General features: G+C 45.3%; 31 protein-coding genes and 1 riboswitch. Of the genes, 3 read left to right on the top strand and 28 right to left on the bottom strand.

Annotated features, from left to right (window positions below; all coding sequences use genetic code 11):
- The first annotated feature begins 50 nt into the window (after positions 1-50).
- Positions 51-121: riboswitch (Fluoride riboswitch) on the top strand.
- 49 nt (positions 122-170) lie between these two features.
- Positions 171-548, top strand: a complete 378-nt coding sequence (gene crcB / locus C1A02_RS03595; protein WP_101696819.1) for a fluoride efflux transporter CrcB — start codon at positions 171-173, stop codon at positions 546-548.
- 131 nt (positions 549-679) lie between these two features.
- Here crcB and C1A02_RS03590 read toward each other — a convergent pair whose 3' ends face one another.
- The 28 genes from C1A02_RS03590 to flgB form a co-directional block, all read right to left on the bottom strand.
- Entirely contained in the window at positions 680-1,165 is a 486-nt protein-coding gene (locus tag C1A02_RS03590) for a chemotaxis protein CheD (protein ID WP_101696818.1), read from the bottom strand.
- Positions 1,162-1,779 (bottom strand): chemotaxis protein CheC, encoded by a 618-nt coding sequence (locus C1A02_RS03585; protein WP_101696817.1) that lies wholly within the window; start codon positions 1,777-1,779, stop codon positions 1,162-1,164. Before C1A02_RS03585 ends, C1A02_RS03590 begins: the two co-directional genes overlap by 4 nt.
- Before the next feature lie 71 nt (positions 1,780-1,850).
- Positions 1,851-3,419, bottom strand: coding sequence for a flagellar assembly protein A (locus C1A02_RS03580; protein WP_243577898.1), 1,569 nt, complete (start codon positions 3,417-3,419; stop codon positions 1,851-1,853).
- 37 nt (positions 3,420-3,456) lie between these two features.
- Positions 3,457-4,161 carry a flagellar hook-basal body protein gene (locus tag C1A02_RS03575; RefSeq protein WP_101696815.1) on the bottom strand — a complete coding sequence of 235 codons (705 nt, stop codon included), beginning with the start codon at positions 4,159-4,161 and terminating at the stop codon, positions 3,457-3,459.
- A 23-nt stretch (positions 4,162-4,184) separates the two neighbouring features.
- Positions 4,185-4,925, bottom strand: a complete 741-nt coding sequence (locus C1A02_RS03570) for a flagellar hook-basal body protein (protein ID WP_101696814.1) — start codon at positions 4,923-4,925, stop codon at positions 4,185-4,187.
- A 14-nt stretch (positions 4,926-4,939) separates the two neighbouring features.
- Positions 4,940-5,710: a sigma-70 family RNA polymerase sigma factor gene (locus tag C1A02_RS03565; protein WP_101696813.1), complete on the bottom strand. Its 771-nt coding sequence runs from the start codon at positions 5,708-5,710 to the stop codon at positions 4,940-4,942.
- 36 nt (positions 5,711-5,746) lie between these two features.
- Positions 5,747-7,819: a flagellar biosynthesis protein FlhA gene (flhA, locus tag C1A02_RS03560; protein ID WP_101696812.1), complete on the bottom strand. Its 2,073-nt coding sequence runs from the start codon at positions 7,817-7,819 to the stop codon at positions 5,747-5,749.
- Positions 7,806-8,882, bottom strand: a complete 1,077-nt coding sequence (gene flhB / locus C1A02_RS03555; RefSeq protein WP_101696811.1) for a flagellar biosynthesis protein FlhB — start codon at positions 8,880-8,882, stop codon at positions 7,806-7,808. Before flhB ends, flhA begins: the two co-directional genes overlap by 14 nt.
- A 51-nt stretch (positions 8,883-8,933) precedes the next feature.
- Complete coding sequence (locus tag C1A02_RS03550; RefSeq protein WP_101696810.1) at positions 8,934-9,698, bottom strand: flagellar biosynthetic protein FliR; 765 nt, start codon at positions 9,696-9,698, stop codon at positions 8,934-8,936.
- Positions 9,699-9,736: 38 nt separating this feature from the next.
- Positions 9,737-10,003, bottom strand: a complete 267-nt coding sequence (gene fliQ, locus C1A02_RS03545; protein ID WP_101696809.1) for a flagellar biosynthesis protein FliQ — start codon at positions 10,001-10,003, stop codon at positions 9,737-9,739.
- Between the two features lie 45 nt (positions 10,004-10,048).
- Complete coding sequence (gene fliP / locus C1A02_RS03540; RefSeq protein WP_101696808.1) at positions 10,049-10,837, bottom strand: flagellar type III secretion system pore protein FliP; 789 nt, start codon at positions 10,835-10,837, stop codon at positions 10,049-10,051.
- Entirely contained in the window at positions 10,767-11,183 is a 417-nt protein-coding gene (locus C1A02_RS03535; protein WP_101696807.1) for a FliO/MopB family protein, read from the bottom strand. The genes fliP and C1A02_RS03535 overlap by 71 nt, the downstream gene beginning before the upstream one ends.
- A 28-nt stretch (positions 11,184-11,211) precedes the next feature.
- Positions 11,212-11,574, bottom strand: coding sequence for a response regulator (locus C1A02_RS03530; RefSeq protein WP_101696806.1), 363 nt, complete (start codon positions 11,572-11,574; stop codon positions 11,212-11,214).
- A 33-nt stretch (positions 11,575-11,607) separates the two neighbouring features.
- Positions 11,608-12,807 (bottom strand): flagellar motor switch phosphatase FliY, encoded by a 1,200-nt coding sequence (fliY, locus tag C1A02_RS03525; RefSeq protein WP_101696805.1) that lies wholly within the window; start codon positions 12,805-12,807, stop codon positions 11,608-11,610.
- Between the two features lie 24 nt (positions 12,808-12,831).
- Positions 12,832-13,827: a flagellar motor switch protein FliM gene (gene fliM, locus C1A02_RS03520; protein WP_101696804.1), complete on the bottom strand. Its 996-nt coding sequence runs from the start codon at positions 13,825-13,827 to the stop codon at positions 12,832-12,834.
- Between the two features lie 146 nt (positions 13,828-13,973).
- Positions 13,974-14,180: a flagellar FlbD family protein gene (locus C1A02_RS03515; RefSeq protein WP_101696803.1), complete on the bottom strand. Its 207-nt coding sequence runs from the start codon at positions 14,178-14,180 to the stop codon at positions 13,974-13,976.
- A gap of 76 nt (positions 14,181-14,256) precedes the next feature.
- Positions 14,257-15,513: a flagellar hook protein FlgE gene (locus C1A02_RS03510; protein ID WP_101696802.1), complete on the bottom strand. Its 1,257-nt coding sequence runs from the start codon at positions 15,511-15,513 to the stop codon at positions 14,257-14,259.
- An 85-nt stretch (positions 15,514-15,598) separates the two neighbouring features.
- A complete protein-coding gene (locus C1A02_RS03505; RefSeq protein ID WP_101696801.1) occupies positions 15,599-16,003 on the bottom strand; it encodes a TIGR02530 family flagellar biosynthesis protein in 405 nt (134 codons plus the stop codon).
- 33 nt (positions 16,004-16,036) lie between these two features.
- The gene (locus C1A02_RS03500) at positions 16,037-16,738 is read right to left on the bottom strand and encodes a flagellar hook capping FlgD N-terminal domain-containing protein (protein WP_101696800.1); all 702 of its coding nucleotides are present in this window, start codon (positions 16,736-16,738) and stop codon (positions 16,037-16,039) included.
- Between the two features lie 16 nt (positions 16,739-16,754).
- Positions 16,755-18,008, bottom strand: coding sequence for a flagellar hook-length control protein FliK (locus C1A02_RS03495; RefSeq protein ID WP_101696799.1), 1,254 nt, complete (start codon positions 18,006-18,008; stop codon positions 16,755-16,757).
- 52 nt (positions 18,009-18,060) lie between these two features.
- Positions 18,061-18,501 (bottom strand): flagellar export protein FliJ, encoded by a 441-nt coding sequence (gene fliJ / locus C1A02_RS03490; RefSeq protein ID WP_101696798.1) that lies wholly within the window; start codon positions 18,499-18,501, stop codon positions 18,061-18,063.
- Between the two features lie 5 nt (positions 18,502-18,506).
- Entirely contained in the window at positions 18,507-19,805 is a 1,299-nt protein-coding gene (fliI, locus tag C1A02_RS03485; protein WP_101696797.1) for a flagellar protein export ATPase FliI, read from the bottom strand.
- A gap of 29 nt (positions 19,806-19,834) precedes the next feature.
- Positions 19,835-20,656, bottom strand: a complete 822-nt coding sequence (locus C1A02_RS03480; protein WP_243577897.1) for a FliH/SctL family protein — start codon at positions 20,654-20,656, stop codon at positions 19,835-19,837.
- Complete coding sequence (gene fliG / locus C1A02_RS03475; RefSeq protein ID WP_101696795.1) at positions 20,640-21,647, bottom strand: flagellar motor switch protein FliG; 1,008 nt, start codon at positions 21,645-21,647, stop codon at positions 20,640-20,642. Before fliG ends, C1A02_RS03480 begins: the two co-directional genes overlap by 17 nt.
- Positions 21,640-23,334 carry a flagellar basal-body MS-ring/collar protein FliF gene (gene fliF / locus C1A02_RS03470; protein WP_101696794.1) on the bottom strand — a complete coding sequence of 565 codons (1,695 nt, stop codon included), beginning with the start codon at positions 23,332-23,334 and terminating at the stop codon, positions 21,640-21,642. Before fliF ends, fliG begins: the two co-directional genes overlap by 8 nt.
- Before the next feature lie 66 nt (positions 23,335-23,400).
- Positions 23,401-23,700: a flagellar hook-basal body complex protein FliE gene (gene fliE, locus C1A02_RS03465; RefSeq protein WP_101696793.1), complete on the bottom strand. Its 300-nt coding sequence runs from the start codon at positions 23,698-23,700 to the stop codon at positions 23,401-23,403.
- A 6-nt stretch (positions 23,701-23,706) separates the two neighbouring features.
- Positions 23,707-24,156 carry a flagellar basal body rod protein FlgC gene (flgC, locus tag C1A02_RS03460; RefSeq protein ID WP_101696792.1) on the bottom strand — a complete coding sequence of 150 codons (450 nt, stop codon included), beginning with the start codon at positions 24,154-24,156 and terminating at the stop codon, positions 23,707-23,709.
- Positions 24,157-24,181: 25 nt separating this feature from the next.
- Complete coding sequence (gene flgB / locus C1A02_RS03455) at positions 24,182-24,568, bottom strand: flagellar basal body rod protein FlgB (protein ID WP_101696791.1); 387 nt, start codon at positions 24,566-24,568, stop codon at positions 24,182-24,184.
- Positions 24,569-25,005: 437 nt separating this feature from the next.
- Between flgB and C1A02_RS03450 the strand changes: the two genes are divergently transcribed.
- Both C1A02_RS03450 and flgN read left to right on the top strand, forming a co-directional pair.
- Positions 25,006-25,332, top strand: a complete 327-nt coding sequence (locus C1A02_RS03450) for a flagellar biosynthesis anti-sigma factor FlgM (protein WP_101696790.1) — start codon at positions 25,006-25,008, stop codon at positions 25,330-25,332.
- 66 nt (positions 25,333-25,398) lie between these two features.
- Positions 25,399-25,878 (top strand): flagellar export chaperone FlgN, encoded by a 480-nt coding sequence (gene flgN, locus C1A02_RS03445; RefSeq protein WP_101696789.1) that lies wholly within the window; start codon positions 25,399-25,401, stop codon positions 25,876-25,878.
- Positions 25,879-25,884: the final 6 nt, after the last annotated feature.

Below are 25,884 nucleotides of genomic sequence, written 5' to 3'. Positions count from 1 at the left end.
GGACACTTTGAATTGACAGTCGACTGGCAAAGTGATAAAATAAAATTACAATAAAAGTTGGGAATGAAGTCTCCCTTGCGAAATGCTAAAGTGCCTTTTGGCTGATGACTTCTGTAATTTGAGGATTACAGAAGCTGTCGGCTTTTTTATTTTCTAGGAGGGTATTAAAAATGGAAAAGTGTTTTTATGTAGGTGTGGGCGGCTGCATCGGCTCTATTTGCCGATATTTACTTGGACTAGCTTTTCTTTCGGTTTCAGCTATGTTCCCAGTCAATACCTTATTGATTAACTTATTGGGTTCTGCCGTCATTGGGGCTATCAGCGAGTTTTCTCCTAAAATAACGCCGCTCAATCCCAATCTGCTTCTGTTTTTGACAACGGGAATCTGTGGTGGGTTTACCACCTTTTCTACCTTTTCGCTGGAAACAGTGAACCTGCTGGAAAAAGGCAGGATGGTGGCAGGGCTTGGATATGCCGCAGCCAGCGTTGTCTTGTGCCTGATTGGTGTAATAATGGGTAAATCCCTGATTCGGCTAATGGCCGGCTGAACACTGTGCTTAGAATCGGAAAGCATCTCCCCCACCCGACCGCTTTTTAAAAACGGATTCTGACTAAAAAAGAAAAAGGCTTTCTATAAAGTCCCCTAACGGGATTTTAAAGAAAGCTTTTTTCATGAATATTAATAAACCTTTACCCCATTGGCGAAAGATTTTACTGTCATTACTCCATCCTCTGTCGTAAAATAGAGGGTTCGTCCATAATTCAAACCGGTATCCTGTGCTTTAATCGGAATCTTCTCATACGCCAGCATGGCCTTTACCGCCATCACATTCCTTTGGCCAATGTTGCCAAAAGCAGAATCCCCCGAAACCTCAAACATTTTAGCTCCCCCAGCTATTTTCGCTACCAACTGAGAGCGGCTGGCACCCAGCCGCTCCATGTCTCGAAGCATTTCCTTAATACAACTGTCGGCAAAACGGTATTTATTTTCCTTGGGGTTTGCCACTGGATATTTTGGGAGCATGATGTGACCCAAACCGCCCACCTTGCGCAAAGGATCAAACAGACAAATCCCAACACAAGAACCTAATGCGTAAGTGACCAGCTGCTCGCCCCCTTTCACCACCTTCATGTCGGAAATGCCGATTGTTATCATATTGCTCATAATTGGATCCCTAATTTCTGCATTAATCTGCTCAGCGACTCCATACTTGGAATCAACATCATATTGGAGGTAATATCATTGGAAGCACTTAAAAAATCCTCTTGGATAAAAATAATCTTATCCGAAACCGTACTCATTTCAATCGCGGGAACGCTCAGCAATGCCCCCACCATATCCACTGCGATTGCCGGAACCGAAGATTTAATTGTCATCTGAGATAATGTGCTGATGGAGCTCAGATAAGCCGAAATCATGATATTGCCAATTTCTGAGATAGCGGAAAGCTGCATTTCGGTCAGTGCAACATAACTGACTTGTTTTTCGCCCAAAAGACTTTCTAAAACTGCTCCCGCAAAAGATTGCCCTATGATGAACATCATGAGTCCTTCAATATCCCCGGAAAGCTTTGCTAAAATTCCCACAACCGGATTCTCAGGGCCGCCCAAAGCGGTTGCCGCATCGGCGATATCCAAAATCCGCACTTTGGGAACAGCCATGTTAATCTCTGCATTCATCATCTGCGACAAAGAGGTTGCCGCATTCCCCGCACCGATATTTCCAATTTCTTTCAATACATCCAGGTGAATTTCATTTAGCTCATCAATACTAAGCATGGACTTAAACTCCTTCCGCCGCCACAATATGACTGTCAGCCTCTTGAAGCGGAATAAAAATTGTATCGCTCTTACCTTGCAGTATCGGGTGCGTCAGAGGGCAGCACCGGCCCAAAGGTAATCCCTTCAAAATTCAGATAGAATTTTGCGTTGCTGGTTTCTTTCACTACATTATAGGTGGAGTTCGAAATCACGATCTTGGTCCCCGGGAAAATAATTCCCGTTGCAATTACATGAAAATCTAAAAAAGAATTCAGCGACTGCCGAGACTCATTCAGTTTGCTTTCTAATTCCTGCACCAGTTTGTGATATTGATCCTTTTTCTTTTCAGCGGCAGCTTGTATCATTTTAAAGCTGGGGCCGCCATCCGGTGGATGTTTGGTAATAAATTGCTGGCTGAGGGTTTGATAATTTCGATCAAAATCAGACAGCTCTTGTTTCACACTTTCGATCTGCTGGGTCAGGATCTCCGGATTCACAATTTTTTTGCAGTTAGCCGCCAGCAACGCATTTAATTCCCGGGACTCAATTTGAACCCGCGTTACACTGCCGGACGAATTGCCTATGTTTTTGGCATAGACTCTGCGCCCCACCTGACAGTCCCCGGCAATCAGAGAACCTGCGGTGCCATTTAGAATCAGGGAGCCGCCTGCTCGAACAGTACTGCTCATAATAATATTGGCGTAAATATCTTGAGCAGCTTCTAAAATCGTATTTTCAAAAAACTTGCCGGAAATGTTCCCGCCTGCTTTTAAAAACCCTTTTCCGCCGCCGTTCATGCCCTGTGACAACACAATGTTTCGGCCAGCCTCAAGCCGGGCGTGTTCCACAATTCCGCGAACGATAATATCTCCGCCTGCTTTCACGAAAAAGCTGCTTCTCACATCGCCCTGAATCAACACAGAGCATTTGGCCGTGATATTCCCGGAATTTGGCCCCACGTCACCCCGAACCACGTAAACCTCGTTCACATTAATTCCCCCGGGCAGCATTTCAATGGTGCCATCCACTAGGGAAATCAGCGAGTTCCCGTCCTCTGAAATCTGTGTGTTCGTTCCAACCGGCAAAGACAGTGCCCTCCCCTTGTGAGCAGGGATTGCATTTCCCATAACATCCATTCCGTCGGTTCCCGGTGACGCCGGGATAAGGGAACACAGCACTTCACCTTTGGCTATGTTCTTTACAAGACCCAATTCCCGAAAATCCAGCGAGCCATCGCTCCGCTCTGCCGGTTTTAATACCTTTTCGGTATCAAAATGATATTTTATCTGTCCGTCTGTTTCGTCCTGTACCTCTTTCCCCACGGCACAGACCAAAGGTTGCGTATAATTGGCAATCCGGCAATATTCGCGGATATCGCCTTCGCGGATTCCAAAACAGATGCCGTTCTGATTCAAATATTCCAAGATAGTCTCAGGAGAAATTGTCTGCCCCAAATAGGCTGGGGAAATTGTCAGGGAAGCGTGCATGCGGTTGGAAGCAATATGAAGATCCAGATTAGGAGGCTGTTCCGAAGACTCTGAATACTTGGTAGATTCCGGCTCTTCCTGTTTTAACGCAACACTGCCCGCTATGGTTGCAATATCTTCGCCATCTAAAATCGCCTGTACCAGATTATCCATGTTCTTGCTGTTATCCATACCCATCACTCTTTCTTAAACGACGTGTTTTGGAAAACTACCTCATGCTGTTTACAGTCTGCATAATCTCATCGGACATTTGCACGATTTTGGAATTCATTTGAAATGCTCTTTGTATTTCCAAAATGGAAGTCATTTCATCCGGTATACTGACAGAGGCACCTTCCAAATATCCCTGTTTTACTTCTGCATCCTCTACCACCCGGGGTTGTCCCGAAAGTTCGGTAGCGTGAAAATAAGTACCTGCACTGCGCGATAATCCATCGCAATTCTGGAATGTAAACACCCCTACCGGAGCCGGCTCGTCTTCCTTTTCCACCCGGATTCGCTGGCCGTTGGCGTCCAGCACATATCCCCCATCAGACGAAACCAGATAGTTGCCGCCCTGCTCGATGGAAATGCGAAAGTTTCCGTTTCGGGTGTATTCCACACCGTTGCCGGTATCAATGGCAAAGAACTGGTGCGAAGCCGGCAATGCGTAATCCAAAGACCGCATGGTCTTATTCAGAACACCGGTAGAAAAAACCGTATCTGCTTTCGCCAGTTTGGTGCCGTGACCTGTTACCAGCTCTGTATCTGCATCTTCTGGCGCATGGATGTTGGTGTACACCAAATCTGCAAAGGAATTTTTTTGCGACTGAAACCCAGAAGTGGATACGTTGGCAATGTTGTTGGCGGTTACATCCAGCCCTTTCTGCAATTGAATGGCTCCTGTCGCCGCCGTATAAAACGAGGTAATCATAATGGCCTTTTCTCCCTTCTAAGTTACACCTTTGCAATTTCGGTAACTGCTCTGGATAGAATTTGATCATACATTTTCAGTGCCTGAGAGCAGGTTTGAAGCCCCCGCTGTATGGAAAGAGCATCCGTCATTTCCTGAGCGGCGTCTACATTAGTTCCTTCGGTGTACTTCCACATTAACTGAGGGGCCTGCATCTGCTGGGCGCCTTGAGCGGCTGTAAATGCTCCTTGTCCCGCTGATTGCAGCTGATTGTAGTCCTGAAAGTTATAAACGGCAAGCGTGCCTGCCGGTGTTCCGTTTACAGAAAGATTCCCTTGAGGATCCGCCTCAAACTGATCGGTTCCCACCAAAATAGGGCCATTCTGCCCCATAACGCGGCCGCCCAAATCGGCGCTGACCAGGTAACCCTGTTCATCGACGTTAAAGCTGCCGTTGCGGGTGTATACCAGACCATTATTGCCTTGAACTGCAAAAAAGCCTTCGCCCTGGATTGCAAAATCCAAGGTACGGCCTGTTTCCTTCAGGCTGCCCTGAGAATGGATCACATTGGTCCGATCTGCCGCGGTGATCAGGCTCATTTCACCAAGTGGCTGGCTGCCCTGGTTGTCCAACCTGTGGATCACCATATTGCCAAAGGTACTGGAAGTAACAAGGTTCCTCTTATACCCAGGGGTTTCCAGATTGGACAGGTTATTCCCCACCGATGTCAGCTTTCTTGTCTGGGTAATCATTCCCGAGCCAAGCGCGTAAAAACCTCTGACCATTGGGTCACTCTCCTTTACGAATTATATTCTGTTAAAAACCGTTTCAGTTTTTTCAGTCCATTAGAATGAATTTGAGAAACCCGGGAATCGCTGATTCCCATGACGGCCGAAATCTCTTTGATTTTCAGCTGTTCCTTATAATATAAGGAAATCACCATTTTTTCTTTCTCATTCAGCCTCTCAATGTATTCCGCCAAAACCACTTGAAGCTCTTTTTCCGCAACAATCTGTTCCGGGCCTTGAATCGAGTCGCCGGGGCCACTGAAGCGAATGTCTTCTATTCCTTTTTCATAGATAATCTCTTCAAAAGAAATCATAGACAGCACACAGGTTTCTGCCTGCATTTTTTGATATTCCGCCAAAGTCACTTGTAGATAATCGGCCAGTTCCTGTTCAGTGGGATACCGCCCCAGCTCATAGCTGAGCGTGTTTTCGGCGTCATTTATGTTCTTGGCGATCCGTTTTAATCGCCGGGGAAAGCAATCTTGCTTTCGAATGTAATCAATCATCGCCCCCCGCACTTTGATGGACGCAAAGGTTTCAAATTTCACCTTTTTTTCCGGATCAAATTTTTCTACCGCATCCAAAAGGGCGATTAACCCTTCATTGACCAAATCATCCATATAATTAAAATGCTGATAAGCTCCGACTGTTTTCAGTGCAATACACTTGACAATATATCCATATCGTATCACAAGTGCATTGCGGACATCGTCTTCTTTTGTCTGTAAGTATTCGGCCCATAGCTCCGGAAGATCAACTGGCTTTGTCTTGACTCGTTCCATCCAGTCCCCCACCTCCTTCAAAATCCGGCAGCTTGATTACTCCAAAGTAATGTTAGCCACCGCCTGTATCTGTACATCGGAATTCAGCTCATTAAAGGAAAGCACTACCGCGCCGGGGTAGAACTGCTCTAGCAGCTTGCTGAAATAAATCCGAACCACTGGGGAAGTCAAAATAATCGGCACATTGATAACTGCCTTTACCTTTTTGATGCTGTCTATCAGCTTTGTAATAATGGTTTGGGTGGTTTGCGGATCCAGCGACAAATAAGTGCCCTGATCGCCCCGGTTGATGGAATTGGCAATGACTCGTTCCACTTCGCTGTCCAAAGTAATCACCCGAATCTGTCCGCCGTCTGACCATTTGCGGGTAATCGTACGCTTTAATGCCTGACGCACATATTCGGTGAGCACCTCTGTTTCGCGAACCGTTGCCGCATAATCAGAAAGAGTACTCAAAATGGTTTCCATGTCCCGAATCGGAACACCTTCTTTCAGAAGGGAACAAAGAACCTTCTGCAGCCGGCTGTAAGAAATCAGGTTGGGAACCACATCCTCTACCAAAGCCGGATCCGACCGCTTGGCAGATTCCAAAAGCTGAATCACGTCCTGACGGGTCAATACCTCATACGCGTGCTTGCGAATAGTCTCGGACAAATGGGTCACCACCACGGACAAAGGATCAATCACTGTGTAGCCGTAAATTTCAGCCATCTCTTTTTTATCTGTGGTAATCCATTTACTGGGAATTCCGTAAGCCGGTTCTATGGTTTCGATTCCGTCGATATTTCCGGTCAAATTACCGGGATCCAACGCCAGGTAATAATCAACGAGAACCTCGCCCTCGCTGATCATCTCACCCTTAATTTTAACCACATACTGATTGGGGTTTAAAGAACCGTTATCCCGCAGGCGCACCGCCGGGATGACCACACCCATTTCAATGGCAAACTGCTTTCGAAAAGATACCAAACGGTCAATAAAGCTGCTGCCGCTGCCTTCATCCACCAGCGGGATAATACTGTATCCAAATTCCATTTCAATCAAATCAATTTGCAGCAAACCATAAATGTTATCTATATTTTTGTAATAGGTTGTCTCATCTTCAATTTCTTCCGACCCGCCAATCGGTAACGAGCCCGCACCTGTGGCAGCAGCCAACACCTGCTCTTCTTCCTTGCTTCGTTTGCGAAGCACAAAGCCTATGGTAATCATCATGACCGACACCAACAGAATCTGCGGCCAAGGCATACCGGGAATCAGGCACATACAAGAAATTGCCACACCGGTAATCACCAAAACAAGGGGCTGGGCAAAAAACTGCCGGGTCACATCCATGCTCAAGCTTGAGTCTGAAGCTGCACGGGTTACAATCATACCCGTAGCGGTAGAAATCAGCAGCGCAGGCAGCTGGGACACCAAGCCTTCACCCACGGTAGCAATGGTATAAGTCGTTAAAACCGAACTGAAGTCTTGTCCTCCCTGTACCATACCGATAATCGTACCGCCCAGAAAGTTAATCAGGGTAATGACGATAGAGGCAATGGCATCGCCCTTGACAAACTTTGTGGCACCATCCATGGCGCCGTAAAATTCCGCTTCCCTTTGAATATCGCTGCGCCGCGTCAAAGCGACCTCTTCTGTAATCAGGCCAGAGCTTAAATCCGCATCAATTGCCATTTGCTTTCCGGGCATTGCGTCCAATTTAAACCGGGCCGAAACTTCAGACACACGTTCGGCGCCTTTGGTAATAACCAGAAAATTCACCAGCACGATAATGAGAAAGATGATAAAACCAACCACAATGTTGCCGGCCAGAACAAACGTACCAAAAGTTTCAATCACCTGCCCCGCATGCCCCGATTTTGTCAGAATCAGCCGGGTGGATGAAATGTTTAAAGAAAGCCGGAATAAGGTGGTAATAAGAAGCATGGATGGAAAAACCGAAAATTGAAGGGAGTTTTTCACATACATGGTCATCAGCAAAATCATAATAGAAAGCGTGATGTTCACAATAAACATCATATCCAATAAGAACGTGGGAAGAGGTATGATGATAAAAGCGATAATGATAACAACAAAAATCGTTATAACGTTATTAAGAACCTTCAATATCAGCTGAACCTCTTTTCATGGAATACACCCAAGCCATAACCTCTGCCAAAACCACATAATATTCCGCGGGAATTGGTCTGTTCACTTCTACTTCGCTGTAAAGAGCCCGGGCCAAAGCCTTATTTTCTGTCATAGGAATTTGGTGTTTCTGCGCAATCTCAATGATGCGCAAAGCCACATAGTCTTGTCCTTTTGCCACAATAATGGGTGCGGCATCTTTTTCTATATCATAACGGAGGGCAATGGCAAAATGTGTGGGGTTTCTGACAATCACATCTGCCGTAGGAACCTGCTGCATCATGCGCTGCATAGACATTTTTCTGCGGCGCTCTTTCTGCTGGCCTTTTACATGAGGGTCGCCCTCCATCTGTTTGTATTCTTCTTTGATATCTTGTTTGGACATTCGAATATTCCGCTCATATTCCCACCACTGGTATAAATAGTCCAAAGCAGAAATGGCGATAAAAGCAATCGAAAGCTTTATCACAATATTCATGATATTTTTTAAAATAAACAAAACCGCCTGATACACATCTGCATACATCAGTTTTGTAAATTCGTGAGAAATATCCATCAAAGAGGTATAGAGCAAATAAATCATAATGGATATTTTAATCACCGATTTAATGAGCTCCACAATGGAGCGAAGAGAAAAAATCCGCTTCATCCCCTTCAGGGGACTGATATTGGAAAACTTAAACTTGATTTTTTCTCTTGAAAATTTCAATTTGGTCTGCAGGGCCGTACCGATCACCGCCATGGCAATGGAAGTCAGCAGCATAGGGCCCGCCAGTAAAAAAATAGCGGTAATACATTCCCGCGCAATATTAATGATGCCCGCATCCGTCAGGGTGTCCATCGAAGCACCATAGGAAAAATACCGAACCAAAAACATTTGCATATACTCATATGAGTGAGGAAGCGAAAGACGCAGGATGAAAAAAATGACAAGAAGCGTAAATGCACTGATAATATCGGTGCTTTGAAAAATATTACCTTTTTTTCGTTCATCCTGCCGTTTTTTCGGGGTAGCCTTTTCGGTTTTACTGCTGTCCGCCATTGTTCATCCCCCCTTAAAGTTCAAATGGAATAGCCGGGCGGAAACGCCGCTTTACAAAAGCAATTGGAATACCGCTCCGATTTCATCAAACATCAGGGTAATCAATCTTTCCAGAAAGGATGCCAATGGTCCTGCCATCAATAATAAAATACCAAATCCCAATATCACCTTGACCTGAATGTTAATCATAAAAATGTTGAGTTTTGGCACGGCCTTCATAACCAGTCCTACCGCAAATTCCGTAATCAGCTGCGACGCCATAACCGGCAGCGACATCTTGATCGCATAGATTAAAATCAGCCGAAATAATTCTACCAGCCGGGAAAAAACCTGTGGGTCAATAGCGACGGTTCCATATGGAACCATTACACACAGCTGAACGAATACCTGCATTAACGTAAGGTGTGCATTGGTAACGAAGAAAAGCAGAAAAAACATGGCGTTGATCAAAGAGCCCGAAACCGGCATTGAAACATTGCTTTGGGGATCGTAAATCTTCGACATGGAAATACCGATTTGCATGTCGATATTTTCGCCGCTGATTAAAATCACCGACAAAAACATCTGAATCACAAACCCCACCAAAAACCCCAGAAGAAACTCCCGAAGCATGGTTACAAAGAAAATTAAAAAAGTCGCAAGCTCTATGTTCTGCACTGGAACCAACTGATAAGAAAAGATAGAAAGCATCAGCGCCAGGCCAACCCGGATGACAATCGGGACACTGGTTCTTCCCAAAATCGGGTTAAATACCACGCAGCCCGTCATCCTCATAAAAATCAAAAGCAGAAGTGTAAAATTAAACTCAAGTTCCATATCCGGCGTCCTGAAAACACCCTTTCCGCTTGTCCGGGTCAGTTCAAGCTCACTATTGTATCAAAAATATAAGCAACAAAATCGCTCATAACTTCCATCATCCATGGCCCCAGCAGAATCAGAATCACCGCAATTACAAACAACTTTGGTACAAAAGACAGCGTCTGCTCATGAATCTGGGTTGCGGCCTGAAACACGGCTACCAGCAAACCAATCAGCACGCTGGAAATTAAAATCGGCATAGCCAGCTTCATGGTGGTGAGCAGTGCGGCCTGAAATATCCCAATAATCTCTGATGTTGTCATGAAAATAAAACCCTTCCGAATATTGTTGCGACAGGTATGGGCGCGCTAAACATTGAATCCCGCTACCAAGGTTTTGAACAATAACCCCCATCCGTCCACCAGCACAAACAACAGCAGTTTAAACGGAAGAGAGATAATTGCCGGCGGCAACATGATCATTCCCATAGACATCAATGTGCTGGAAACCACCATATCAATAATTAAAAATGGGATAAAAATGAGAAAACCTATGAGAAAAGCCCGGCGAAGCTCGCTGGTCATAAATGCGGGAATCACCACCGTTAGCGGTGCTTCTTTGGCAGCATCGATCTCTGTTTTGGAAAGGCTCAAAAACAGATTGAGGTCATCCTTTTTGGTCTGTTTAAGCATAAACTCTTTCATTGGAACAGAGGCTTTTGCGATAAATTCCTCTTGGGTAATCTGCTCTTCCCGATAGGGCTGATAAGCCTGTTCATTAATTTGCGTGAGAACCGGCGACATAATAAACAGCGATAAAAACAGCGCCATGCCAATCAAAACCTGATTGGGAGGCGTTTGCTGAAGCCCCAGTGCGTTGCGCAGAAAAGAAAGAACGATGACAATACGGGTAAAACAGGTGGTCATAATCAGAATGGATGGCGCCAGGGCCAGAATGAGAAACATCTGCAAAATTTGCAGCGTGTCCACCCCGTCGCCATTAATCTGTATGCCGGTGGTAGCAGAGGCCTGCAGCGGCAGGAAAACCGTCAAAGCCAGGGAAAGCAAAGAGGCCACCAGGCATTTCTTACGGGTTTTCTTTGTCTTTGTTTCGTCTGGTACCTTTTTTTCCAGCTTCCATGGTTCCTTTGTCCTCATCAAACGATTTCACGCTCCATCCGTTTTTCCCGACCTCCTGAAGCACCTCCAAAAAACTGCTTTTCGGCCCCGATTTTGGGGGTACACTCAGATCGCTTTCCGATAACTCTTTTAACAGCTCAATCGTTTGGCTGGAAAATCCAATCAGATAATATTTGCCGCAAATCTGAGCCAAAGCCAGCCCTTTATCCTGAGATAACGGGACTTTTTCCAATATTTTAATGTTCTGAGTATTGGAAAATGAATTGATTTTCTTTGCGGCAAACTTGCTGAACAGATAACAGCCAAACAAAATAAGCAGTATCCCAATCAGAGAGAACAGCAAAGATAAAACCTCGTCGCGCAAGCTTTTCTCCCCTCTCCGTCCGTTGGCCTTAGCCTAAAATACTGTTGACAGTTTTCATAATACGGTCTGGCTTAAAGGGTTTTACAATAAAATCCTTTGCGCCCAGTTTCAATGCATCCACAACCATGGTTTCTTGGCCCATAGCCGAGCACATAACTACCTTAACGCTGCTGTCCATTTCCCGAAGGCGGCGCAGTGCCTCAAGGCCGTCCATTACAGGCATGGTAATGTCCATCAAAATCAAGTCCGGCTTTTCTGCCGCGTATGTAGCCAATGCCTGTTCGCCGTTTCCGGCCTCCACAATTTCGGTATACCCATTCTTTTGCAAAGTGTCCTTAATCATCATGCGCATAAACGCAGCGTCGTCCACCAACATAATTTTCTTTCCCATGATCCGATTCCTCCTAAAACTTTGGGATAAAATTTAAAGTAATTTCATAATTTCAGCATTGCTGGAAATTTCTGTAATTCTTACGCCGTAATAATCATCAACCACGACCACATCGCCCTTGGCGATTTTTTGCCCATTGACAAAAATATCCACTTGAGAACCGGCTTGCTTATCCAGTTCCAATATGGTGCCTGTGGTAAAATCCAAAATCTCTTTAATCTTTCTTTTTGTGCTTCCAATTTCCACTGTGACTTCCAAAGGCACAGAAAGAATCATATTCAGGTTATTGGATTGGTCATTGGTCAACACATTATCCTGCTCGTCAAAATTCTGGTAGGATGCTCTTTGAATTTCATATGTCGGTGCTTCTGCCTGGCGGACATTCCCCGAGCGAATAACAGGGGGAGCCACCGGAGCCGACGAATAAGAGGGAGCGGCCGGCATGGCCGGATGAGCCGCTGCGGGTGCCTCATAAACAGGCGGCACATAAGGTGCGGCAGATGGTTCCTGAGCCGGAGCAGCCGTTGGAACCGGGGCGGCAGTGGGAATCTCAGCTGCGGGTTCCGGCTGCGGAGCCGGAGCTTCTGCCTGCGCCGTTTCGTCCACAGATTCCAGCGCCGAACTGCCAAATCCAAAACTGGAAATCAAGTCTTTTGCTAAATCCAGACTTAGAATGCAGATAAATTCACTGTTAGTCAGATCACCGATCATCAAATTGAAATGCACCGCCACAATGGGCTCTTCATCTTCAAAATATTTCTTTTTGAACTGAACTGCATTTTCAATTTTAAAAGAGCTGGGCGGCGATATATTAATCGGACGATTTAAAAGCTGTGACAGAGCAGTGGAAGAAGCACCCATCATCTGATTCATTACTTCACAAATTGCCCCCAGGCTCATTTCATCCAATACAAATTCTTCATCAGAGTAATCTGTCTGAAGCAAAAGCCCCACAATGATCTGAACATCCGATTCTTTCAGAACCATCACATTTTTTCCGTCCAGACCGCTGACATAATTAATTTCTACCGCTACGGCGGGTTCCAGTCCTTTAAACTCAAACTCCTGGGCAGTTACGATAGACACTCTGGGCGTGGTAATATTCACGCGCTGTTCCAGCAAAGTCGAAACAGTGGTTGCAGACGACCCCAAACTGATATTCATGATTTCGCCAATGCTGTCTATCTCCATTGGCGACATCAACTCTTCGTGGTTAGACCCCTTAGGCTCCATAGAAATCACCTTTCCGTTCCATATTTATAGAGTTTGATCAATCTTTACCGCGTACTTTTTCTTCTTTGTTCCCATTACACCGGTAAACCATGGAATATTTTCCACATGAACCTCAATCCGGTTTTCTTCCAGCGGCGTATTCAGGGTAACGACATCCCCAACCTGAAGGCCCAAAAAGTCCCCCAGGGTAATCTGGGTTTTCCCCAAAACCGCCGATACATTCAGCGGCGAGGAACGAAGACCCTTCATAATAATGTCTTTACGCTCCTGTTCCACCGCAGGATCATCTTTACGCGGCATCCTGACATATTTAGAATTAAACACACGGAAAATTTCCTCTAACGAAGTGGAGGGCAAACATATATTCATATTGCCTTTTAAATCTTCCAGGGTGATCTCAATGACCACAATTGCAACAGATTCATCCGGCTGAATAGACTGCATCAGGCGGGAATTGGTTTCGATCATATCTAAAGTGTGATCGATTTCAATGTAATTGGCCCAAGAGTTTTTCAGCAGGGAAAGCACCTGTTTGAACAGGTACTCCATTAAAGACAATTCAATTTCCGTATAGTCCCGCTCAATATTGCACCCTGAGCCATTTCCCCCCAGCATCCGATCAATAATTGAAAAAGAAATTGGGCGGGACAGCTCCAGCAAAATCTGTTTTCCATCAATTCGGTTTTCCTCGTTATGCATTCCGATCATAGCGACCAAAACCGAATCATTCAGTGCATTATTAAATTCCCGGTATTCTTCTTCTTCCACCTGCAAAATTTCCATCTGGCACGAAATGCGAAGCATACTGGCCAATTGCAGGCTGAACATCCGGGCAAAGTTATCAAAGATATTATCCAGTAATTTCAGCTGTTCCCGAGAAAACTTCTTGGGAGACATAAAATCGTATTCTTTTACTTTGGGACCGCTTGACTGGGTCTCCATTTCTTGAAAATCAACGCTTCCGCTTTGCAAGCTGCCCAACAGCTCATCAATTTGCTGCTGTGACAATATTTCAGCCATACTACCACCAATCCCTCGTCAAATTAAGTGAAGCCTTCCGTTGTAAAAAGCATTCCAACCCTCGCGAAACACCCGAGGACAGTTCCGGAGCAGCCTGCCGCAGGTTTTGCCCCTGCCGACCAATTTCTACCAAACCTAATTATATACTATTCTTGAGAAGTGCGCACAACATTTATAAAAATTTTTTGATTAAATGTAATTACTTTCCGAACAATCTCATCCGGAGTTTCTTTTACCAAAAAATATTTGCCCGTTGTTGTCGTGATTTTTGTTTCCGGAATCAATTCAATGGTTTCGATTAAATTGCTGTTCAGAACAAACGCCACACCATTCATATTAGTCAGCTCTACCATATCGCACATCCCCTTTGAATTGAACCGCCGTTCCCGAACCGGCCCTTCCGGTTCAGGAACGGTGGATGCTTATTGGTTATCTCTTCAGGTTTACGAGTGTTTCCAGCATTTCATCACTAACGGTAATAATTTTTGAGTTGGCCTGGAACCCTCTCTGTGTCATAATCATATCTGAAAATTCGTTGGCCAAATCCACGTTGGACATTTCCAAACCGCCGCTTCTCAAAGTGCCGGTATTATCCGCACCCGGGGCACTATAGGTAATCACGCCCATGTTGTTAACCGCTTTGTAATATGAGTTGCCCTCATGCTGCAATGCATCGGGGTTGGGAACATTGGCAATGGCAAGTCTGCCGATAATCTGAATTTTGCCGCTAATATCTTCACCGGTAATGGTTCCGTCGGTACCAACAGCGATATTTTTCATTTCGCCATGGGTATTAATAATTTTCTTAACGTTTGCCTGTTCTTTTGCATCACCCTCAAATTTTGCTTCTTCCGCAATTTTGCCAGTGGTTTCTTTGACCAGATCATTTTTGGTCTTATCGTTATCACTGCCAATAACTGCAATCTTGCTTTTATCAAAAATAGCAGTCGCATTAAAATCGATTTCAGCACCAGATTCATCTTTGGGCAGTGTTCCCGTAATCGTCCAAGAAGATGTTTGCAATGCAGTCTGAAAATCTGCTTTGGTGGGAAGTTTGGCAGGTGTTACAGAAGTATCTTGAACCAAAGCAACCGTTATCACTTTATCATCATGATCTACTTTTACCACATCTGTAGGAGTTGTAGTAACATATTGAACTTTAACGGTATAGCCTTCTAAAAAGCCTCCACCGTTTTTCGAGCCATCTGCTTTTGTTCCAAAATCCACTTTCGCGCCGCCGACTGAAACCGTGCTGGTCAGCTCTTTTACCGAATAGCCGCAGACAAAGTTGCCGTTGCCGTCGGTCAGGTTGCCGTCGCCGTCAAAGCCGAAAGTACCCACCTGAGTCAGGCGCTCGTTGCCGGCACCGTCCTGAATGACGAAATAACCTTCGCCATCGATGTAAAGGTCCATGGAACGTCCGGTAGCCGCAAAGCCGGTACGGCTGTTAAGCATATCAATCGAAGCCACAGAAGTACCGTAACCGATTTGGGAAGCGTTGCTTCCGCCGCGATCGCCGGTGGCTGCCGTTGCAGCAGAAATAGTCTGATAATAAACATCACGAAAGGTTGTGCGGGAGGATTTATAACCATAAGTATTCACGTTAGCGATATTGTTGCCGATAACGTCCATTTTGGTCTGATGGGATTTCAGACCGGTTACGCCAGAAAACAATGATCTAAGCATAGAAAATAACCTCTCCTTTTTGTCATTTGGGGCCGTCGGGCTTCTCTGTCAGTCAAAGCCCGGTAACTTCCTTTAAGAGGTCCAGCTACAGTATAACGGCTCCGTCAATATTGGTAAATACATTTCCTGTCATTTCCCCACCGTTCATGGTCGTAACCACGGTGCTGCTGGGAACATTCACGATAAATGCGGTTGTTCCGTCCAGAATCAAAGCATCACGAACGCCCTTGGCTCTGGCCTGTTCCACCGCGCCGCTGATTTGCGTTACCAGTTCGGGGGAAAGAGAAATGGAACGGGATTCCATTCGCTGAATCGCATGTTTAGAAAAATTCAGCTTGGTGTTCTGCGCCAGCGACTGCCGCAATAGCTGGGCAAATTCGCTGTTTTCTTGGTTTTCCTGCTTTTTTTGCACCTGGGGCATCGTAGTTCCGACGCCATATCCGGGGTGAATCAAAGCAGAATAGTTCTTTTTGAATTGTAAATCTTCCATAAGGGACTCCTTTTTGAAGGTTCAAAAAGCAGCTCAGCCGTTGGGTTCGACAGTTTCAGTGCCCGGTTGTTCCGGATCTGTTCCGGGTGTTTCCGGTTCCGGAGTTTCTGGAGCAGGGGTTTCAGGCGGTATTTCCGACAGTACCTTGCGAACCGCAGACAACGTATAGTTTTGATCGTCCACCACAATCATGGCTTCGCCGGATGTAAAATTGCAGGATGAAACAATTCCTGTGCTTTCCACCACTTTTCCATCCTTATCATATCCGCTAACCTGTACCGCTTTGCCAACTAAAGAAGAGGCAAACTGATAAGACGCATAACTGGCATCATTGACAATTTCCATGATGTTGGAAACGCCATAATTTCTGCCGTTTACCATAACTGTTGTGTCGCCCCGGGAAAAATCCGATCGGGTAACGATGCCCACATCTTCAATGTATTTTCCCGTATTATCATAGGCCGCAACGCTTACCTTTTTCCCAATTAGCGAACTGCCGTACTGATACGAGGCATATTGATTCAAATTTTCCAATGCCTGCAAGGACGTAAATTGCGCCATTTGAGTGATAAATTCCGTGTCCTGAGTGGGATTCATAACATCCTGATTGGAAAGCTGGGCCGCCAATAAACTTAAAAACTGATCGATGCTCAGCGATGAAGCCGAATTGGAACTGCTTTTTGCTGTGCTTTTGCTGGCCGCAGTGTTATAACTATTGATCTGACTGACATCCAAAGGGACACCTCCTGTGTCAAAGGATATTATTTTGTTGTTTCAGCTGGTTCAAAACAGTGAGGAAATCTTCTGTGGTTTCCGGATTTTGCCGCTGTTCCTGCTGCTCGGCTTGTCCTTGCTCTTCGGATTGATTTCCCTGTCCCTCATAATATTGAGGAGCTTCTTGAGCCGTTTGAGCGATTTGAACCGGCTGGCCCACGGCAGATTCCAAAAGGGAGCGAATTTCGCTGGAACCAGAAGCCAAAAGGCTTTGTGTTCTGGGGCTGTCAGCTAAAATATCCACCACCAAAAGTCCCTGCTCCACTTTCATAGAAACGGACACTTTCCCCAAATTATGCGGGAACAATTCCATTTGGAACTGATTGATTCCGGCACGGTAATTTTTCGCGAGCTGCTGGGTCAAGTGAGAAACGGTGCCGCTGGAAACATGAGAAGTGGTTTGGGCCCGAGAAACGGCAGAAGCCAAATTATGCTGCCAAACCGGCAAAGTTACCGTGGGTTGTGTTTCTGCGTTTGTTTCTTTTCCGGCAGAACTGCTCTCAGATGTATTCTGGCTTTGTGCGAAACTCTTTTCACCGCTTTGCTGCCCTTGCGAAGCTGCTGAAACCGTTGGGATAGAATTCATAGGCATGGCTTCTGTTTTGGAATCCATGGTCTGTGTTTTACCATCTGCCTGAGTTCCCTTGTCAGCAGAAACCGGCGCGTCAGAACTCGGCTGCAAAACCTCGGTGCCCTGCCGTTTGGCAGAAACCGACACTTCACTGCTCTGCAGTTCATCTTGTCCCATCGGCTTCACGCCTAACGGTTCTAAGGTCAAAGCATTTTGCTGTGTCTGCTGCTGTTCCGGTACAAAAACCGGTGCAGTCACTGCTTCTTCCAACGAAACGGCTGAGAACTGAGAAGGAACTGTAACTGGGGACTCCGTATTTTGTAACAGGCCGTTGCCTGCCTGCACCGCCGAATCTTTTACCGGCATAATCATTGCCAAACCGGAACCATCCTCTGTGCTGACCATCGTCACTTCCTGCGGAACCGCAAAAAGTGCGGGATTGATCCAAAGTGCGGCAGAGAGAAGAGTATCGTCCGGAATTTGGGATGCGGTGTCCAAAAGCGGTTCATTGTTTTGACTTTGCTCTTTGCCATCCTTCTCTTTAAAAGAAGTCTGTGCTTTTTGAAGCGCTGTTTCAAAACTGGTATCCTCAGATTTTTGCGCCGGCTGAGAAGGAGCCTGAAGTAAATCAAGGCGTTGTACGCTTACTTGCTGTATCATCTATTTCACCTCCTTTCAAAATTAGTTCTATCAAAATAAACTTCAAACCAAATCAAGAAACCTGAATTCCTTTCGACACAAACTCCTCGATTTCCAGTTCCTGCTGTTTGCGGCAGCTGGCCTGATACACCTGGAATTGTTTCTCCCTTAGTTTTTCCAAACCGGAAATATCCTGATTGGTCTGAATGACGCTATCTTTTTTTTCTTCTACTTTCTTCATCATTTCGGAACGCTGCTGAGTCAGCAGTTTAATCTTCTGTTCCAAAGAGCGAAAATAGGTCTGGTATACCACAATGTCACTGGCAGCAAGGCCCGTAGTCATAGAGCGGGACATTTCCTGACTGGATTTGATGAGTTCCAGCTTCAGGCGCTGAATCTCTTTATCCAAGCTCTTCAGACTGGCCTGCAAGACAGACAGTTCCTGTTTTTTCACATCCAGTTCCTGCTCATGAAAGCTCAGAACTTTCTCCAACGTAAATGCGAATTTTTTCATGGCTTTTACATCTCTTTCATCAATTCAACGGTTTCTTCAAAAGAGAAACTCTCATTTACCCGTTGGCATAAAAACTGATTTACCGTATCTATTTTTTTTACCGCATCGTCCAAGCGATGATTCAGCCCCGGCTTATAGGCGCCAATGGAAATCAAATCTTCATTCTGGCGGTAAACAGAAAGCCAGTCCCTGATTTTCCCGGATGCCACTTTGTGATCTTCCGGCACAATATCGTTCATAAGACGAGAAATGCTCGCATTCACATCAATAGCGGGATAATGATTTTTGTGAGCCAAAGCGCGGCTCAGCACAATATGCCCGTCAATAATTCCGCGAACCGTATCGGAAATCGGCTCGTTGGTATCGTCGCCTTCCACCAAAACCGTATAAATTCCCGTAATAGAGCCCTTGCGAAAATTCCCGCTGCGCTCCAGCAGCTTTGGCAGTTCTGCGTAAATGCTGGGCGTGTAGCCGCGGGCAATTGGGGGTTCCCCGGCAGCCAAGCCGATTTCCCGGTGAGCCATGGCAAAGCGGGTCAAAGAATCCATCATCAGAAGGACATCCTTGCCCTGATCCTTAAAATATTCCGCGATGGCCGTGGCTACCATGGCACATTTCATTCGATACATAGCCGGCTGATCCGAAGTAGCCACCACCAAAACAGAACGGGCCAAACCTTCCGGCCCCAAGTCCTTTTCCATAAACTCGGCAACTTCACGGCCACGCTCCCCCACCAATGCAATTACATTCACATCGGCAGTAACATTTCGGGCAATCATGCCCATCAGGGTACTTTTGCCGACGCCGCTTCCGGCAAAGATTCCCATTCTCTGCCCTTTGCCGATGGTCAGCATCCCGTCAATGGCCTTAATGCCAAATGTCAGCTGTTCGCTGATTCGGGGCCGCTCCAGCGGATTGATGTAAGTGGAATCCACCCCATAATGTTCGCCCTCAGGCAAACTTCCTTTTCCGTCAATGGGCTTTCCAGTGGCATCTATGGTTCTTCCAATTAAAAAATCCCCCACAGAAACCCAAAGCTTTCTTCCGGTAGACCGAACCAGACTTCCCAGCCCCACACCTTTGATATCACCGTAAGCCACCAACAGAATGTTTCCGTTTTTAAACCCGATGACCTCTGACATAATGGGTTCTGTGTTCTCAGCGCCGTCAATCATGCAGATATCACCGATATTGGAGGTCAGGCCCGCAGCTTCTATCATCATCCCGACAATATTAACGACTTTTCCCTTTAACACTACGGAATTCATGGATGCCAGTTGTTCCAGCCTGCTTTCCAGCGTCATATCCGCCCTCCGTTTTCTATGGTACTTCTTTACAAATGCAATTCGTAACCAATCTCTTTTATTTGTGTGTCAACCCCAGCATCCAGCATACGATCCGGAAGATCAATTTTGCAGTCGCCGTCTGTCATGTCCGCACAAGGAACAATCCTCAGGTTTTTCGAAACCAACTGCAATTTTTCCATCAGCACAGAATCTTCTAAAAGAAGCTCTGCATTCTTTTCCGAAACATGAATCTGTGCCCATTCCTGATCTCGATATGCTTCCAGCACACTTGACACAATGGAGGGAACTGCAGTTCCCTCACTGATTTCCCGGTTCAGAATTTTCTTCGCAATCTCAATAGAAAGTATTTCAATTCCCTCTTGAAACTGTTCTAAAATCTTCTGTTTGCTCTGAGTCAGCTCTTCTATGAGGAGGCGGAATTCCTGCTGCATTTTTTCTCGCTGTTCCTGCATTTGCCGAATGGCAAGAGCCTGACCTTCCTCATAGCCTTCCTGATAACCCTGAGCATGTCCCTCTTGAAGGCCCTGCTCTCTTCCTTCTTTCATTCCTTTGGAAAAGCCCTCTTCATAGCTGACAATCTTGAGCCGAGCCGCCTCTTCGTTCATTTGGGCAGCCGATTCCCGCATCTGATTCATGGTGTAGCTGCGGGCATTTTCCACAATATTTTTAGCCTGCTCTAAGGCCTCTTGTAAAATCACATCCCGCTGTCCCTCTGCAGACTCAAGCGTTACAGGGGCAGCCGTCTTCGCATCCTGCCGCGGTTTTACGGCCAGTTCAGAAAGGCTGGCGCTCTGGTGTGTTACATTGGTATATTGCGAAGCCTTAATAATGTTAGGCAATGAACTCATCCTTTCCGCCCTTCATGATGACGAGCTCGCCCTCACTTTCCAAACGGCGGATAATGCCAACAATGCGCTGCTGAGCCTCTTCCACGTCACGCAGTCTGACGTTGTGTGTGTATTCCAGATCGGAACGAACGCTTTCGCTGGAACGAGTAGACATATTCTTGAAGATAACTTCGGCCACTTCTTTGTTGGCTCCCTTGAGCGCGAACACCAAATCTTTGGAATCCACTTCGCGCAGGAACCGCTGAATCGACATATCGTCCAAAGCAGTAATATCCTCGAAAACGAACATCCGCTTGCGAATTTCTTCGCACAAAGCCGCATCCTTACGGGTAAGTTCATCGAATATATATTTTTCGTTGGCTCTGTCCATATTGTTCATGATATCGGCAATATAGTTGACGCCACCAATTTCGGTGAAGTCCAAAGACATCAAAGAAGAGAACTTCTTTTCCAAGTTCTGTTCCACAATTTTGACAACCTCAGGCGACGTCCGATCCATGGTAGCAATTCGCTCCACCACTTCCAGCCGGATGTCTTTGGGCAGTTCCCCAATGACGCTGGCTGCTTGATCGGCCCTGGTATAAGAAAGAATCATGGCAATGGTTTGAGGATGTTCATTCTGAATAATTGCAATGATATTCTTATAATCCGCTTTGCGAATAAACTCAAACACTTTTGTTTGAAGCGAACGTGTTACCCTGTCCAGCAAAGTGGTGGCCATTTGCGGCCCATAAGCCTTTTCCAGAACATTGCGTGCGTATTCCACGCCGCCTTCGGTAATTACTTTTTGAGTCAGGCAAACCTGATAGAAATTATCCAGGGTATCTTCCACTTCCTGTGCCGGCATTTGCTCTAGCCTGGCAATCTCAAAAGTAAGCTGTTCCACTTCATCTTCTTTGAGGTATTTATAGATTTTAGAGGCATTTTCCGCACCCAGTGCCACGATTACAGAGGCAGCCTTTTGTGGGCCATTAATTGTTGCATCAGGCATTAAAATCATCACCCCTTAACCAAGTTCGGATCAATTGTGCCGCAATTTCAGGATTCTGAGCGGCGAAATCCTTCAGTTTGCCACGCAGAATTTGTTCTTTGCCAGTCTGCATTTCTCTGGATTTTTCCAGAGCCTCCAAAGCTTCTTTTTTATTGCGCAAAGCTTCTTCGGCAGCCTGTTTCGCTTCTTCTTTCGCCAAATCTTCCGGACTCCCCTCTTCCTCTGGTTCCTCCGAAATCTCCCCTTGCTCGCCAACAGGAGTCAGCTCATAGAAATCCTCGGGCACTTCCAATTCGGTGCCTTCGGCCGTAACCATACGCTTCTTCCTGGATTTCACAGCAATCAGAGCAATCATAGTTAACAGCAGCAGAACCGCCGCACCGATTCCCACATAAGTCAGAATGCGGGCCATTTCTTTGCCGATAAGGCCAGGAGAGGCCGTTTCTGTAGTGGCTGGCTCTGCAAACACCGCGTTATACACGACTACCTTAGAGGCGTCCACCGCGGCAGCATGCGCTACCAAAGAGGCAATTTGAGTGCGCTGGTTATCGTTCATCATTTCCTGATTGATAACCACCGAAATGGTCATATCTTTGATGCTGGCCGCATCCCCTTGAATCTGCTGTTTGACCTGACTGACCAAATATTTATAAGACTGCTCGTCCTTGGCATAAATGGTGTTGCCGTCTACTTTTACCCCAGGATATGTAGTAACGTCTGCATTTGCCTCTTCCCCGGCTGTACCGCCTGTTGTGCCGCCCGCCCGTTCCTGTTCCTGAACTTGAGAGGACTCACTGACAACACCGGTATTCCCATTTTCAGAAGAAGGCTGATAGGTGACGATTTCCTGGATTTTTTTATCTACATCCACCACACTTTTAGCCGTAACCCCCACATTGTTCGCACCAAAAACGGGAGCTAACACTTTCAGCACACTGGTTGCCACATCATTTTCATATGCCTTTTCAATGGTTCGCTTAAACTGCGAAATGTCAACCTGATTTCCATCTCCGCCATTGTCGGAACTTAGTTCCTCACCGGTGGCCGTATCCACAACCGCAACATTTTCAGTCAAAAGATTGGGAACACTTTTTGAAACCAGCTGTTTAATTCCGTTGACCTGTTTGGGCTGAAGGGACTTTCCATTATACATGGTCACAGCCACAGAAGCCGTAGTGGACGCCGCATTGTCATCCCAAGCATAGCTGTTCTGTTCGGGAATACTAATGGTAACGTTCGAATTTTTTACACCTTCCAGTGTTTTAATAACCGCTTCCAGCCTTTGATTGAGCTGGTACTTTTCAATGGTTTTCTTCTCATAGTCTGTGGTCATTACATCTGTATTGGTTGTAAAGAAATCATAATTGGGGGCGGTTTTGGGATATCCCATATTCGCCAAATCCATCCGCAGCGCATTTTCCTGATTCTTGGGAACCATAATAGTTCCGCTGTTTTCTTTGTATTCCACACCCCGGCCCTTTAGCTCGGTCATTACTTCAACCGCTTCCTGCTGTTCCATCCCGGGATAAAGTATCACAAAAGGCTGACGATTTAATAAATACGCGGCCAATACAGCTATTAGCACAATTCCCGCGAAACCGCCTATTAAAGCTATTTTTTTATTTTTGGTTAAATTTACCCAAAACGTTTTTACTGGTTCTACATATTTCTTCAGTTGTTCACTCATTGTGCACCCTGCCAGACGCCTTTCCAAAATAAATGTAGTATTAAAGTAATGTCAACATCAGGAATACTAAACATTCATCCTCATAACTTCGTTATAGGCGTCAAGCGCCTTATTGCGAAGCTGAACCAACAGCTGAACTGACATAGTCGCTTTTTGTGACGCGATGGTAATATTATGTAAGTCATCAGACTGACCCGTGGCAAGCTTATAGACTTCTTCTTGTACCGCGTGATCGGTTTCTTTTACATTATTAATTGCATCCTGAAAAAAAGATTGAAAAGGCAGCTGCGCCTTATCAGCAGATACAATATTTTTCTGATTTAATGCTTCAATTGATTCAATCGGTTGTATTGGTAATATCATCATAATGATTTATCTCCCCATCTCCAAAGCCTTAATAGCCATATTTTTTACAGCATTAAACATCGTCAGGTTTGCTTCATATGCCCGTGTGGCGGCCATCATGTCAATGGTTTCTTTAACCGGGTCCACATTCGGCATCATTACATACCCTTCTTCGTTGGCATCGGGATGAGTCGGATCATACACCGGTGTCAGCTCGCTGGGATCTTCCGCTATCTCTACCACACGAACTCCCTGCCCGGTCTGCCGGTCAACATCCATTTTGCTTTGCAGAATCCGGCGAAACTGAGACGCTTCTTCCCCTTGGGTCTGCATTACTACCAGTTTTCTGCGGTAAGCGCCGCCGTTTTCGGTTCGGGTCGTGGAAGAATTCGCCATGTTTTCAGAAATGATATCCATTCGAAATCGTTCCGCCGTTAAAGCGGATGCACTGATATCCAGGGAACTTAAAAAAGCCACGATTGTTCCGTCCTCTCTGTTTCTTTTACCCTCTTCCTTCCGTTATCACATAGCGCAATCGCGCAAAATGATCCGAAAGCTCACGAAGAGAATACATATAATTGATTTGAGTTCTTGCAAATTCTACATTTTGCTGTTCCAGATCCACATTATTGCCATCCAAACGCTGAGAGAGTTCCTCTGACACCGTTACTGTTGGCTGAGTACTGTCAATTAATTTTACGAAATCCGACTTTTTTTGCACCGACTGCGCAAGACTTTTTTGCAGCTCTTCTTCAAAACTTACATTTTTGCTTTTGTATCCCGGTGTTTCCCAGTTCGCCAAATTGCCTGAAATTGCCCTTTGCCGAAGCCACAGCCCATCCAAATCTTTTGTCAGAAGAGTTGTGGAAATACTATTAAGCCAATCCATTCAAGCACCCCTTATCTATATATAATCTATAACCCATTTCATATTCTTTGACTTATTGTCAGCGAAAGCTCACTTTTTTACTAAAAAGTAAGAAATATTAGAAAATCCCAAAAAATGTATAATCTGTAAATATTTTGTGACTGGATTCAAACTAATTATATACAGCGAAGTGACAATAGTCAACTTATTTCTGCAAACTTTAACCTATTATTACAACAGATATTTCCAATGATATTTCTTGCAAAAACATTATAAAAATTCTAACCTTTTCGGGCACTTTATTTTAGTCAATCATTATATTGTTAAGAGAAGAATAGAACCCCGTGATTTTCATTTAAACAATTTTAAATAATATAGATAGAAAAATATGCCACATTCAAAAAATCTTCTAAATTGTTTTGGTATTATGCCGATATTATGATTATGAGGTGAAGAAGATGAGGATTGATAAACAGGGGTATGTGCCCAATGCAATCAATAATAATTTAAATAAATTGACACAAAGCAGCGAGCCCAGTCAGCAAAGCAATGTGGCAAAGCTGAATCAAATTTCGGATTCCGCCAAACGTGATACCATCGAGATTTCTCAGCATACCCAAAATGAACGTCCCACTTTAACAAAAGCCAAAGAACAGATTATATCCGGTTTAAAGCAGGAAAAAGATCCGGCTTTTTTAGCCGATTTAAAAGCAAAGATAGATTCCGGCAGTTATCAGGTGGACGCAAAAGAGCTGGCCGGCCTTTTGCTGGATCAACTTGGCTGAGTCACACCGCAAAAGATGTGACAGGCAAAAGCTTTCCGCTGGATTCATGATGTGAGGAGTGATAAAATGGATCGGGCACTATCGGAACAATTTATTGATTTTCTAAAACGGTATCTCGTTTTTTTTCAAGAATTTTTATTATTAGAAACAGAGAAATATCAAGATATTACCCAGAACAGAGTGGATAAGCTGGATGCCCATGTAAAAACCGAAGAGGCATATATGCTGAAATCCCGAGGAATGGAACTGGAACGAGACCGGCTGATGAAGCAGACCCCGCTGCCAACAGCGACTTTTCGGGAGCTGCTGCCTTTGTTTGATTCTTCCCTTCGTGCACAGGCGGAAGAATTGTATCAGAATCTTTCCGGTGTTATTTTAGAACTGAAAGAAATGAATCTTCGTTGCAACTATTTGGCCGAACTTCGGCTGCGCCGAGTAGAAATGGAGATTAAGAAAATAAAGAATCAGCCGGAACTGCAAAAAAAATACGATGCGAAAGCCCGGGAAGAATGTCAATCCCGAGGCTTTATTTCAAAAAAAGTGTAAGGAGCG

The sequence above is a fragment of the Clostridium minihomine genome (assembly GCF_900240385.1).
Classification (GTDB): Bacteria; Bacillota; Clostridia; order Oscillospirales; family Acutalibacteraceae; genus Faecalispora; species Faecalispora minihomine.
Note: the sequence above shows the minus strand (reverse complement) of the source record. Positions and strands in the feature narration are given on the sequence as shown.